The 12,259-nt window shown below is 66.0% G+C and carries 12 protein-coding genes; 6 read left to right on the top strand and 6 right to left on the bottom strand.

The window, feature by feature from the left end; all coding sequences use genetic code 11:
* Positions 1-192: 192 nt before the first annotated feature.
* From JZ791_RS41390 to JZ791_RS41380, 3 genes are all read right to left on the bottom strand, one after another.
* Positions 193-885, bottom strand: a complete 693-nt coding sequence (locus JZ791_RS41390; RefSeq protein WP_216903006.1) for a chitinase — start codon at positions 883-885, stop codon at positions 193-195.
* Between the two features lie 268 nt (positions 886-1,153).
* Positions 1,154-2,302 (bottom strand): hypothetical protein, encoded by a 1,149-nt coding sequence (locus JZ791_RS41385; RefSeq protein WP_216903004.1) that lies wholly within the window; start codon positions 2,300-2,302, stop codon positions 1,154-1,156.
* A gap of 6 nt (positions 2,303-2,308) precedes the next feature.
* Positions 2,309-3,238 (bottom strand): metal-dependent hydrolase, encoded by a 930-nt coding sequence (locus tag JZ791_RS41380; RefSeq protein ID WP_216903010.1) that lies wholly within the window; start codon positions 3,236-3,238, stop codon positions 2,309-2,311.
* Positions 3,239-3,428: 190 nt separating this feature from the next.
* Between JZ791_RS41380 and JZ791_RS41375 the strand changes: the two genes are divergently transcribed.
* The gene (locus JZ791_RS41375) at positions 3,429-4,043 is read left to right on the top strand and encodes a TetR/AcrR family transcriptional regulator (protein ID WP_216903002.1); all 615 of its coding nucleotides are present in this window, start codon (positions 3,429-3,431) and stop codon (positions 4,041-4,043) included.
* Positions 4,044-4,070: 27 nt separating this feature from the next.
* Here the strand turns inward: JZ791_RS41375 and JZ791_RS41370 are convergent, their stop codons facing one another.
* Positions 4,071-4,658 (bottom strand): TetR family transcriptional regulator, encoded by a 588-nt coding sequence (locus JZ791_RS41370; RefSeq protein ID WP_216903000.1) that lies wholly within the window; start codon positions 4,656-4,658, stop codon positions 4,071-4,073.
* A 93-nt stretch (positions 4,659-4,751) separates the two neighbouring features.
* On the opposite strand from JZ791_RS41370, the gene JZ791_RS41365 reads away from it, so the two are divergent.
* The gene (locus tag JZ791_RS41365; protein ID WP_216902998.1) at positions 4,752-5,672 is read left to right on the top strand and encodes an SDR family oxidoreductase; all 921 of its coding nucleotides are present in this window, start codon (positions 4,752-4,754) and stop codon (positions 5,670-5,672) included.
* A 25-nt stretch (positions 5,673-5,697) separates the two neighbouring features.
* On the opposite strand, the gene JZ791_RS41360 is transcribed toward JZ791_RS41365, so the two are convergent.
* Positions 5,698-6,018, bottom strand: a complete 321-nt coding sequence (locus JZ791_RS41360) for a cupin domain-containing protein (RefSeq protein WP_216902996.1) — start codon at positions 6,016-6,018, stop codon at positions 5,698-5,700.
* Positions 6,019-6,104: 86 nt separating this feature from the next.
* Here JZ791_RS41360 and JZ791_RS41355 point away from each other — a divergent pair, with 86 nt between their 5' ends.
* Entirely contained in the window at positions 6,105-6,707 is a 603-nt protein-coding gene (locus JZ791_RS41355) for a hypothetical protein (protein WP_216902994.1), read from the top strand.
* Between the two features lie 181 nt (positions 6,708-6,888).
* The gene (locus tag JZ791_RS41350) at positions 6,889-7,974 is read left to right on the top strand and encodes an alpha/beta hydrolase (RefSeq protein WP_216902992.1); all 1,086 of its coding nucleotides are present in this window, start codon (positions 6,889-6,891) and stop codon (positions 7,972-7,974) included.
* 6 nt (positions 7,975-7,980) lie between these two features.
* Here the strand turns inward: JZ791_RS41350 and JZ791_RS41345 are convergent, their stop codons facing one another.
* Positions 7,981-8,550, bottom strand: coding sequence for a TetR/AcrR family transcriptional regulator (locus JZ791_RS41345; RefSeq protein WP_216902990.1), 570 nt, complete (start codon positions 8,548-8,550; stop codon positions 7,981-7,983).
* 316 nt (positions 8,551-8,866) lie between these two features.
* Here JZ791_RS41345 and JZ791_RS41340 point away from each other — a divergent pair, with 316 nt between their 5' ends.
* Positions 8,867-10,480 carry a DUF1254 domain-containing protein gene (locus JZ791_RS41340; protein WP_308163439.1) on the top strand — a complete coding sequence of 538 codons (1,614 nt, stop codon included), beginning with the start codon at positions 8,867-8,869 and terminating at the stop codon, positions 10,478-10,480.
* 47 nt (positions 10,481-10,527) lie between these two features.
* Positions 10,528-11,997, top strand: a complete 1,470-nt coding sequence (locus JZ791_RS41335; RefSeq protein ID WP_216902988.1) for a DUF1254 domain-containing protein — start codon at positions 10,528-10,530, stop codon at positions 11,995-11,997.
* Positions 11,998-12,259 lie beyond the last annotated feature (262 nt).

The following is a 12,259-nucleotide window of genomic DNA, read 5'->3' as shown; positions in this document are numbered from 1 at the left end:
GCGCCTCCAACGCCCAGGTCCGCGCGGCCCTGCCCGCCCACACCCTGGCCAGCGGCGGCCTCACGGCCCGCTATGCCCTGTTCGGCAGCTGACGCGGAATCCGCTGGGACGACAGACTTTCCACGGTCGGCCAGACGAGTCCTGTGATCGCCGAGCACGTTCGACTCGGCGATCACAGGGTGTCCGCGCCGATCAGCAGGAGAGGTTGCCCGGGCCGACGTCGGTGCCGAGAACCTCGACGAACTTCTTGTAGAGATCGATCCGGTCGTTGCGCTCGTCCGGATTCTTACCGTGACACTCCAGATCGCCGTTGATGCTGCGGATCGTCTCGCCGAAGCCCTTACCGCGAACCATCGCGTCGTGCGGAGTCATCGTCCCCGCGCCCGCCTGACTGTTCCAGAACCACAGTCCGGTCTTCCAGGACACGGTGGCGTCCCGTTCGACCGCGTACGGGTTGCTCAGCAGATCGACGTGCAGTGCGTCACCGGCGGCCTTGTAGTTGAAGTTCCAGCTCAGCTGCAGCGGACCACGCCCGTAATAGGCGCTCTGACCTGCTGGACAACCGTAGGGTTGGCTCCGGTCGCAGTAGTGGCTGTAGTTGGCCCTGTTCTGTTCGACGATGAACTTCAGGCCGACGGTCTCATGGCTCACATTGGCCAGGAATGCCGCCGCCTCACGCTTGCGCACCGCATCGCTGCCGGTAGTGGTGAATTCCGGGTAGGCGCCGAGCGCGTCGGCCAAGCCCCGATAGGTGTAGAAGGCATTGCGGTTCGGGAACATCCGATCGAACTGCGACTCGCTGATCACAAACGTCCCGGCGGCCGCCGCGGGCACGGCCCCGCCGGCGACCATCAGCCCGCACGCGACCATCACAGCGTTCAACACGACGACAATCCGCAACCGAATTCGGGACACAGACAACCCTTCCTCTGGTGGGAACAGAGCCACTGCATACTTCAGCGCACATCAGGCAGCACAGACCGAACGCCGAAACGAAACGGCCGGACGGCACAGGTGTTCGAGAACCAACGCAGACAGTCGTTCGGACCTTAAACCCTCCGGACCGCGGAATGTCCGAATCGCGGTCACGCCGGGGTGTCGGCCGGGTACGGCGCCGTGGTGCGGGGTGGGATTACCCGGCCGACTCCGGACGTCAGCCGGTGGCGGCGACGGCGATCCGGGCGGGATCGTCGGTCGGCGCGGTCCTGCCGCGCGCGGTGAATGTCGCTGCGCAGCAGAGGATTGCGACGACAAAGCAGCCGATGGTGTACCAGGGGTTACCGGTGGGGCCGCCGCCCCGGGCCCAGCCGTGGGTAGCGTGCAGGAAGTCCGGGAGGGCGGTGATCCAGAACAGAGCCAGCACGGCCAGGTACACAATGCTGTAAGCCTTGACCAGGCCGTTAGCGTGGGGCGGCGGCGCATCCCCGCGGCGTATTCGTATCCACTGGGACACCAGCAGCACGATGGCCGCCACGCTCAGCACGATCAGCTCGGCCGCGTACATCACGCCGCGCACGGTGATATTGCTCGCGCCGAAAACCGTTGCGGGGAGCGGAAGTACGCCGGTTCCCGCCGATCCCAGGATGCCGATCACGATGGTGCGCCACACCAGTTGCGCCCCGGACAAGTGCCGCCCGGCGTCCACATGACGGCCGACGAACAGCTGGACGAACAGCGCCAGCGACATCGGCCACAGCGCCGCGAAGACCACGATGCTCGACAGCGGCACCGAGTCGAACATGGGCTGGTTCAGCGAGTTTCCGGCCGACCACTCCCACCACCGCAACTGCGGGCCGATCTGATCGAAGATCTCGTAATAGGCATGGTGGACGAACCCTACGCAGACCGCACCGGCAAGCACGCCGTACCGACGGAAAACCCCCAGCATGCGAACGGTTTCGAAGGCCAGCGTCGCCATGAAGGGGTAGATCGCGACGATATACAGCGGCAACCTGCCCCACAGGAATTCGACGGTGAACACGTTGTGGGCGAACATCGTGTCCACGTACTTGTCGATCCCGAACGCGGCCGGAAAATACAGCGGCGGTTCGATGATGAACAGGTAGGCCGTCGCACCGAGCCACACCACCAGGGTGGTCGGATCTCCTTGCAGGCGAAGGCGTCTGATCGCGTAGATCAGCATCAATATCGCACCGAGGATCACGGTGACCTCGAGCACCGGCAGCGTCCAGTTCTGCAACGCGAACGGATCGCGGAACGCGACGAGACCCCCCTCGGTCCGGCAGGAGAAGCCGAGTTCGGCGGCCAGGTGATCGAATGTGCTCGAGCAATGATCGGACATGGTTCCCTACTTCGAATCCGCCAGATCGGCTGTGTACCACTGCGTTACGTCGTAGCCGTCGTCGTAGCGCCGGAACCACAGGTCGGCCAGCGCCGGCAGTGTCTCGTGCGTCGGATTGTGTCCGGGCAACTGGCTGCGGACGATGCCGCTCAGCGCGACGAGCTGCTCACGCAGCGGCAGATCGTCGAACGCGCGCGGCATCGGCCCGTGGTCGGGCAGCCGCAGGGGCCGCAACCACTCGCCCAGCCGACGCCGGCGCCGATACGTGGCGAACATCGCCAGCGCGTCCACCTTCCGCTCCTCCAGCGGCACGAACTCGTTGAAGTCCGCGCAGGCGATCCGAATGATCCGCAGCACGTGCCGGAAGATCGACGGTGCCATCCGCATCCGGTAGAGATCGCTGCCGACGATGGAATCGAAGATGATCAGCGCGGAACTGCGGTGCTCGACCTCTTCGACGAAGTGCCAGATGAACAGCGACGCCACCCGATCGTCGCCGGGCGCGAACAACGTCGCGTCGTGGTCGAGCATCAGCTTGAACACGGGGGTGAAGGTGGCCTCCAGGTCCGCGGTGTAGGCCAGCCGATATTCCAGCGACTTCTCCGAGGTGAGCAGGTCGAACTCGCCGATCACCTTGTCCAGGGTCTCGCGCAGCCTCGGATAGGCACGGATCAGCCCGGCGACGTGCTGACGATGCGCGGTCGAATGCTGCCCCTCCTGCCGCACGAACGCATCGGCCTCCTCGGCCACCGCCGGCTCGGTGATCCGCGGCATCGCCTCGCGGATCATGTTCACGATCATCTTCTCGAAGCCGATCGCCAGGAACGACACCGCATTGGCCATGGACGAGAAGGCCGGATTCTCCTCGTTCCACGTGAACGGCACGTCGTAGTCCGCGAACGCGAATCGCATCTTCCGGACGTGTAGGTCGGTCACCTGCTCTACCTCCATCATTCCCCGGGCGGCAGCACGGTCACGGCGCCCGGATTCGACAACCATACATCGATGCGTATGGTCGTATGATGACTTTGCCACGACGGTCGGACCGCGGCCCGTGGAAGCATTCGGCGGCGGCCCGGCCGTAAGATCAATTCGCGAATTCCGGTCCGAGCCGAGGAATCAGACAGTGCCAAGACGACGCGGGTGGGGCGGCAGCCCGCCGAGCAGCGACGAGGAAGCCTCGCGTCGCATCGTCGCGACCGCCGTGGAATTGATCGGGCGGACCGGCCTGGAGGTCAACATCGCCGAGGTCGCCGAATCGCTCGGCGTCATCCGGCAGACCGTATACCGGTATTTTCCCAGCTCGGACGCCCTCATGAAGGCGGCCGCGTTCGCCTCGGTGGACGGCTTCATGGACCGGTTGGCCGACCACGTCAGCGGCCTGTCCGACCCGGTCGACGCCATGACCGAGGGCGTGGTCTTCACCCTGAACGAGGTGCGCCGGATCCCGCACCTGGGCATACTGCTGTCCAGCGGCTATTCCAACCCGCAGCCCGAAGGCATCACCTCCGCCGAGGCCCGGGCCATCGGCATGACCATGATCCGGCGCTTCGACGTCGACTGGAAGCAGTACGGCTACGACGACACCACGCTCGCCGAACTGGTGGAATACCTCCTGCGCACCATGCAGTCGTTCTTCTTCGCCCCCGGCAACCCGCCCCGCACCGACGACGAGCTCAGGCGCTACCTTCGCCGGTGGATGGGCACCGCGATCCTCGCCCAGGCCACCTGGCGCGACTGAAACATCGCACCGCGCATGCTTTCTCGCTCAGGCATCCCGGGCGAAATTCTCAGCGACGATCATGCGCAGCGTGCGGAGCACCTCCGACAGGTGATACCGCAGCGGTCGGCGCTCGCCCGGCTGCACCCACCGCTGCTCGGCGGTCTGGTGGATGAGGACACCGACGCGGGCGGTGAGAAGTGCGGTGTCGGCGTCCAGGCCGCGGGTCTGTAATGCCTCGGCGATGACGGCGGTGAGCGCCGCGCGCTTGCTGTCGTCGCGCTCCTGCAACTCGGGACTGGCCTCGATGATCGCCCTTCGGCGTATGGACGCCTCGCGCAATCCCTCGAGGATCTCGTCGGCGGCGGCCTGCAGGCCGCACACCATGGCGTCGAGCGGCGCCAGATTCACCGGGCTCGCCACGATCTCACGGCCGACGACATGCTGCTGATGTTGCGAGCGCGGACCGAAGAGCACCTCGCGTTTGGAGGGGAAATGGTTGAAGAACGTCCGTTCGGTGAGACCTGCGCGCTCCGCGATCTCGGCGACCGTCGTCCGATCGAATCCCTGTTCGGCGAACAGTTCGATAGCGGCCTCCTGTAGGCGGTCGACAGCGTTCGGCTCCCATCGCGGCATGCGCCGAGTGTAGCGATTGCAGTAACTGCAGTCGCTGGGTAGAGTGATTTCATAGCCTGCAATCACGCGGCGGAATACGGAAAGGGTTGAGCTATGCGCGTTTTCGTCACAGGAGCTTCCGGACATGTGGCCTCGGCGGTCATTCCCGAGCTGATCTCCGCCGGGCACACCGTGGTCGGTCTGGCACGTTCGGAAGGCTCGGCCTCCGTCGTCCGGTCGCTGGGGGCCGAGGTGCGCCGGGGTGACCTCGATGATCTCGATGGCCTGAGCGCCGCAGTTCAGGAGGCCGATGGCGTCATCCATCTCGCGTTCGATCACGATCTACAGCGGTCGGGAGATTTGGCGGCGGCCGTCGAGGCGGATCTGCGTGCGATCGCCGCCCTGAGCTCTCCCCTCGCCGGGACGGGTAAACCCTTCGTCGGCACCAGTGCGACCGGCGCACTGGCCCTCGCGGGCTTTCGCGGAGAACTCACCGAACAGGACACGCTCCCGGGCGGTCCGCGCATCGATGCCGAGAACTTCGTCATCGCCGCGGCCGACGCGGGCGTGCGATCCTCGACCGTCCGCCTGCCTCCGGCAGTACACAGCGACGGCCGCTACGGCTTCGTCTCGGGCCTGATCGAGATCGCCCGCGCGACAGGCGTTTCGGGCTATCCCGGAGCGGGGGACAACCGCTGGCCGTCGGCGAACACACGCGACGTCGCCCGCCTCTACCGCCTCGCGCTCGAATCGGCGCCCGCGGGCACGCGCCTGCACGCCGTCGCCGAAGAGGGCATCACACTGCACGAGATCGCGGAAGTGATCGGCCGCCGTCTCGACGTCCCGGTCCGTGCCATAGCGACCGAGGATGTGGCACAGCACTTCGGCTATCTCGCCTTCTTCGCCGGGCTCGACAACCCCGCCTCGAGCCGGATCACTCGGGACTCGCTCGGATGGACGCCGGCCGCCCCCGGGCTCCTCTCCGATCTCGGGCAGCACCTCGATCCCAGCATCAGCACAGCGCGGTCCCGTTGACCGAATACGCCGGGGCGCGCCGAATTCAGTTGCCGTACTGCTTGGTTTCGGGTCGCTCGATCATGATCCCGTGAGCCGGCTGCTCGGCCACGGGCCGGTGCTCGACTCCGCGCGGGACGACGAAGATCTCGCCGGGATCGAGGGTCACCGGTTCGCGGTCCCGCAATTCGATTCTGAAAGTGCCGCTCCAGCACAGGAACAGTTCGTCCTCGTCGTGATGGTGCCAGGGAAATTCGCCGTGGAAGCGGGCGATGCGGACCACGGCGTCGTTGGCGGTGGCGAGGTCTCGCGGCTGCCACGGTCCGGTCAGATCGTCGACGACATCGGCGATGGAAATCTTGCTCATCACCTCATCCTCGCGACAGCCGGCTTGTGGACCTAGAGCCAATCGGACAGAACTGGTTTGCCTATGGAGCCGATACGCTGGCGGTCATGACCCGGCCAGACCCGAGTTCTCCGCCGCCCCGCGATGAAGCGCCGCGAATCGCGTCTGATCCGGCGCGGAGCGAACTCTCGGCGGCGCACCGAGCGGCGCTCGAGGCCTACGATCTCGGCCTCACACGCATGGACGAGATGCCCGGGCGCGCGGCGATGGATGCCGAGACAGCCGATTACGCCGAGTTCGTGCTCATCGTCCTACGGCGCAGCGGGAATCCGGGGGAATCCGGGCGTAATATATTGGCTCGCAATGATTTCCTGTTGCAAAGCCCGGTGCCCGGGCGGCGGTACACCCAACGCTGCCCGAATTGCCGGCGGCCGACGATCTACCACGAACGTTACCTCCACGCGGTCTGCGATCACTGCCAGAGCCGCGCCACCGACCGCGCCGGGCGCCGAATCATCGGTTTCAACACCGGCTTCGGCGGCGGAATGATCGCCTACTACGCCGATACGGTCGAGCACTCGGACGGCTCCCAGAGGGAAGAATGCGTCGAGACCACCCGCACCGGTGTGTGTTTCGTCGACGGACACCCCGCGACCATGCAAGAGGCGCGTTTCGGCGGGATCGTTGTTCAAATGACGCCTGCCGGCTAGGGCGTCGGCGACGCCCATGATGTCGTCGCCGGTGATGAGGTGGCGCACAGGTTGACCGCATCTCGAGGGTGGTCCGCCTCATTTCTTGACTGTCGATCAAGAAGTTCGTACCGTTGTCTCACACATTTCTTGATCGGTAGTCAAGAAAGTGTGCTGATTGTGTCGACGGAGAGGAAACGTCATGGCGGCGACGGACAGCACGGTGGTGCGCCGGGATGTGTGGTTCGACTCCGGCGAGGACCGGTGTGCCGCATGGTTGTACGAGACACCGGGGCAGTGCGGGCGGCGACCGGTGGTGGTGATGGGGCACGGGCTGGGTGCGGTGCGCCAGATGCGGCTGGACGCCTACGCCGAACGCTTCGCGGCGCGTGGATGGTCGGTGCTGGTGTTCGACTACCGCTACCTCGGCGCGAGCGGTGGGCAGCCGCGCCAACTGCTCGACATCGGCCGTCAGCTCGCCGACTGGCGGGCCGCCCTGGAGTATGTGCGGGCGTTGCCCGGCGTCGATCCCGCGCGGATCGCGGTGTGGGGCAGTTCTTTCGGCGGCGGGCACGCCCTGCGCACGGGTGCGCGCGATCCCGGGGTGGCCGCGGTGGTGGCGCAGTGCCCGTTCACCGATGGGCCGGCCTCGATGTGGTCGCGGTTTCGCGGCGCTCCAGCGAGCGCGCTGGCACTGACCGCGGCCGCGGTGATCGACACGATCGGTTCATGGTTCGGCGCCCGGCCGCTGCTCGTGCCGATGGCCGGTACCGGATGGATGCCCGCGTTTCTGACCTCACCCGATGCTCTGCCCGGGGCCGCGGCGCTGCTGCCGCCCGGCACCCGGGTCTCCGCGCGTACCAGTGCCGCACTGGGGTTGCTGCCCGCCATCCGCGACCAGCTGCCTGCCGACCTGGTCCTGACCACACAGGGACAGCCGAGCGCGGGTGAGGTCGGTCGCGACAGCATCTGGGGATCGCTGTCGCTGCCGGGTACCGACACCGCCGCGGCCAACGCTCTCGCGGCGCGGTTGGCGTTGCGCCTGCCGTGGTACCGCCCCGGGCGGGACATGGCACGCATCCAGGCCCCGACGCTGGTGTGCGTGTGCGAGCACGACGTCGCCGCGCCGGCTGCGGCGACCATCCACCGGGCCGCGGGCCTGGACCACGTTCAGGTCCTGACCTACCCCTGTGCGCACTTCGACATCTACCTGGGCGAGTATTTCGAGCGCGCGGTGACCGACCAGCTGGCCTTCCTCAGCCGGGCCTTCGGCGAACCGCCGGTCTGACGTGGGTCAGGATCGGGTCCGCTCGCCCGCCGCGGTGGCGCGGACGGCGGTGAGCAGTGTGTTGACCACCGATTCGGTGGTTTCCTCGTCGGTCGGATGCATGAGCAGTCCCTCGATCACGAACACCGCGATCGAGCTCATCGGGGTCAACTCCGGGCCGGTCAGGCCGAGCACGGCGAATTCCTGCCTCAGCAGCCCGTCGGTCAAGGCATGGAACCGCTCGTGCCATTCGCGCACTACCTCGGACTCCTTGCTGCGCGCGTGCACCGTGGTCACCAAACGGCTCGCCTGACGCAGCTCCCCCACCACCCACCCCAGCCGTTGCGCCGGGCTCTGCTCGCTCACCGACCCGTACCTGCTCAACGCCTCGGTCAACACGTCGTCGAGCACGGCGAGCAACACCGTGTCCTTGTCCTGGAAATACCAGTACACGGTGTTCGACACCACCCCGGCAGCCCGCGCGACCCGCGCCATCGACACCGACTCGTATCCCTCGACCAGGAACAACTCCCGCGCCGCGGCCACGATCTCGGCCCGCTTCTCCTCCCGATCACGGGGACGCCTGTTGCGCGGCATCGACCACCCTGTCATCGAACGAACCCACTGGGACCCCGTCAGCATATCTTGATCCCCACCCAAGACCTGTACCGTCACCGGGCCGATCGGCAGGTCAACGCCTTGGGTGGCGGGGTGTTCACGATCCAGCGGTAATGCCGGCGTCAGGTGTGCCGGGCCGGGTCGCACTGGGAAGCTCGTACCGCATCCGATCACAGATAACATCTAGCTATCTGATTCGCTGATGTTAGCGTGGCAGTTCACAAGCTTGTTTTTACCCGTTTTACGTCTATGGATCAGACGGGAGATAGCTGTGGGCAATCGGTGGTTTTCACGTGTGGAGAGGCTGTTCACCGCCCCAGCGAGCGGTCGAGAGGCCGATCGGCAGGACGAATCCAGGCGGCGGGCTTGGGTCGGGCTGTCGCGGCGATCCGCGTTGGCCGGTGTCGGCGTCGCGACCCTCGCGGTGGGGACAGGCGCCGCGCTCGCGGCATGTTCGAGCAATTCGGGATCCGGCAGCGACGCCGCCGTGTCCACGTCGACTCCGAGTGGGAAGAACGCCGTGCAATCCGACGCGGCGACCGGTTCTGCGGCGGAGTTGACCAAACCGGTGACCGGGATCGAGATGTTCGATTCCTATGCCAGGACCATCGCGCAGACCGCGTACGTGTGGGGGTGGCCGCTGGTCAATTCGCGCAACCGCCACGACCAAACCGTCCAAGCACCGCAGCCGGGTCTTGTCAACGGTGTCGTCCCGGCCGCGCCGCAGGGACATCTGGCGATGTTGTCGAATTACATTGATCCGGCCGAAACGTTCGTCACCTGCCCGAATCAGGACGTGGTGTACGGGCTGGCATTCTTCGACCTCGACAAGCAGCCGGTGATCGTGCAGGTCCCCGACTTCGGGGACAGGTTCTGGGTGTATGCCCTCTACGACCAGCGCACCGACCAGTTCGGGCAGCTGGGCAAGCCGTATGACACCAAGCCCGGGTTCTATCTGCTGGCGGGCCCGAACTGGAAGGGCGACACCCCCAAGGGCGTGGCGGGCGTCATCCGCAGCTCCACCCCCATCGCCAATGCGATTCCGCGAGTGTTCATGGACGACACTCCCGAGGATCGTGCCGCGATTCAGTCGGTGCTCAACCAGGTGATGATCTACCCGCTCGGTGACTTCGACGGCAAGCAGAAGACCACCGACTGGTCGAAACTTCCGTCGCTGCCCGGCGCCGCGTCCGGTGACGGGGAGACGAAGTGGGTGGTGCCGGAGAAGTTTTTCGACGAGTTCGGTTCGGTCCTGGACCAAGTCCCGCCGCTGCCGGGCGAGGAAGGGCTCTATGGACAGTTCCGCAGCCTACTCGACTCGGCGAACCGCAACCCCGCCCTGAAACAGGTCCTCACCGACACCGCGGTCGCCACCGAGAACGAAGTCATCAAACAGTTCTTTCCGTGGTCGCACAACGGTCTGCCCGCCGGTAACGGCTGGAACCGCTCGGTCAACAACGCCCAATACGGACTGGACTACTTCAATCGCACCGGAACCTCCAAGTCCAACATGTACGACAACCGGCCGACCGAAACCCAGTATTTCTACACCGACAATGACGCCACCGGTGCACCTTTGGACGGCTCCCGCAGCTACCGGGTCACCTTTCCCGCCGGGCAGGAACCGCCGGTGAAGGGGTTCTGGTCGCTGACGCTCTACAACGACAAACATTTGTTCGCCCCCAACGACCAGAAGCGGTACTCCCTCGGCACGAAGAACAAGAACCTCGCCCGTAACCCGGACGGCTCGCTGACCCTCTACGCAGGTGCGCAGTCCCCGGGACCGGAGCACGAATCCAATTGGCTGCCGGCACCGTCCGGACCATTCTCGCTCTACATCCGCGCCTACTGGGGCGAGCAAGCCATCCTCGACGGCACCTGGCAGCCACCCGCGGTCACTCCCGCCTGAACACAGCGTCAGCGAGAGCACCCATCGATCCGGACGAAGGGAACGCGATGCCCGCAGACCCCGATCGCTACCGTGAACTCGCGGCGCTGCCGCTGCCCGGCGGCTACCCCGGCCCCGACGCCGAGCAGCGGTTACGAGAGGAACTGTATTTCCAGCGGGCGGTGCAGGTGTATCTGTGGGCACTGCCCGCGATGAACATGTGGGCGATGAAGCAGGGCCTGGAAGCAGTCGCCGGACGCGGTTACAACGTGATGTCGGTCTACGAGAAACGACTTCAACCGAACACACTGATCACCACACCCAATTCGGATGTGATCTACGCACTGGGATTCGCCGACCTGGCTCGGACCGGCCCGCTGGTGATCGAGGCGCCTCCGATGCTGCAGGCGCTGCTCGACGACTTCTGGCACCGACCCCTGACCGGACCGCTGATCGAGGGCCGCCGATACCTCGGTGACATCGGGCTGCCCGGTCCCGATCACGGCGAGGGCGGCAGCTACCTGATCGTGCCGCAGGACTACGACGGCGACATCGACACCGGCAAGTACTTCGTCTACACCAGTCCCACCAACGGGGTGTTCATCTTCGCGCGCGGGTTCTTCACCTCCGTCGACGACCTGAGCCCCGGAGTGTCCGCCGTCGAGGGGATCACCGTGCGCCCCCTCGATCAGCCCGCCGAGCCGATGGTGTTCCAGCACGTGTCCGACGTGCCCGCCAACGCCCTGTTCGCCGCCGACGGCAGCTACTTCGATGCGCTGCACGCGTTCATCCAGGCCGAACGCATCGACCAGACCGACCCTTACATGCACGGCATGCTCGCCGCCCTCGGCATCCGCAAAGACACACCATTCGCCCCATCGGCCCGCGAACACGAATTACTCGACCAGGCCGCGAAAACCGCGTGGCGCATGGCCAAAACCACCGCCGCGACCTTCGACCGGCAGGACCGGGCCCTGTGGTGGCCCGACCGGCACTGGGTCGCGCACGTGAAAACCGAACCCGACGATTTCATGCGCACCCTGCTCGACGAGCAATGGCGCGACCGCACCACCGGACACACCGACGTCGACGCCAAAGCCCACATGTTCGTCAACGCCTACTCCATCAGCACCGGCATGATGTCCTCGATCGTCGGGATGGGCGCGAAATACGGCGCCGCCTACAAAGACAGCGACGGCGACTACCTACGCGGCGAAAACACCTACGAGATCACCCTGCCACCCCACCCACCCGCGAAACTGTTCTGGTCGATCACCCTGTACGACGCCGAAACCGCCGCCGGCCTCGACGCCCCCGGCCAGCAATACCCCTCACTCAACGGCATGAACGATATCGACCTCAACCCCGACGAATCAATAACCCTGCACATCGGCCCCAACCCACCCGCCGGGGCCCGCAACTGGCTCACCACCGTCCCCGGCCGCGGCTGGTTCAGCCTGTTCCGCTTCTACGGACCGACACAGGAATTCTTCGATCGCGCCTACAAACCCGGCGACTTCATCAAAAACACCAACTGACCGCCTCCACGGTGCGGGACGGTCTGAGATCGTGTGGGCGGGACGGTGATCGGAGGCTGAGGCGGCCTGTCTCAGCGGCACCATGCCGGGGTAGTTCTCGGGCGGGCCCGACAACCCGGACGAATCGGGTCGTTGAACATATGTTCGATTGCAGGTAGGTTCGGGGCATGTCGACGGCGTTGCAGGGATCACTGCTGGACGGGTTCGGGGACGTCGGGGTCGGGCGCACGGACGGGGTGCGGCGGACCGAACTGTCCGGTGG

It is taken from the genome of Nocardia alni (genome assembly GCF_019038435.1).
GTDB lineage: Bacteria > Actinomycetota > Actinomycetes > Mycobacteriales > Mycobacteriaceae > Nocardia > Nocardia alni.
This window is presented reverse-complemented; position numbering and strand designations above follow the sequence as displayed.

Coding starts and splice junctions, on each gene's coding strand:
- JZ791_RS41385 (WP_216903004.1), bottom strand. CDS start 2,302: ATGTCCGATCATTGCTCGAGCACATTCGATCACCTGGCCGCCGAACTC.
- JZ791_RS41370 (WP_216903000.1), bottom strand. CDS start 4,658: ATGCCGCGATGGGAGCCGAACGCTGTCGACCGCCTACAGGAGGCCGCT.
- JZ791_RS41365 (WP_216902998.1), top strand. CDS start 4,752: ATGCGCGTTTTCGTCACAGGAGCTTCCGGACATGTGGCCTCGGCGGTC.
- JZ791_RS41360 (WP_216902996.1), bottom strand. CDS start 6,018: ATGAGCAAGATTTCCATCGCCGATGTCGTCGACGATCTGACCGGACCG.
- JZ791_RS41355 (WP_216902994.1), top strand. CDS start 6,105: ATGACCCGGCCAGACCCGAGTTCTCCGCCGCCCCGCGATGAAGCGCCG.
- JZ791_RS41350 (WP_216902992.1), top strand. CDS start 6,889: ATGGCGGCGACGGACAGCACGGTGGTGCGCCGGGATGTGTGGTTCGAC.
- JZ791_RS41345 (WP_216902990.1), bottom strand. CDS start 8,550: ATGCCGCGCAACAGGCGTCCCCGTGATCGGGAGGAGAAGCGGGCCGAG.
- JZ791_RS41335 (WP_216902988.1), top strand. CDS start 10,528: ATGCCCGCAGACCCCGATCGCTACCGTGAACTCGCGGCGCTGCCGCTG.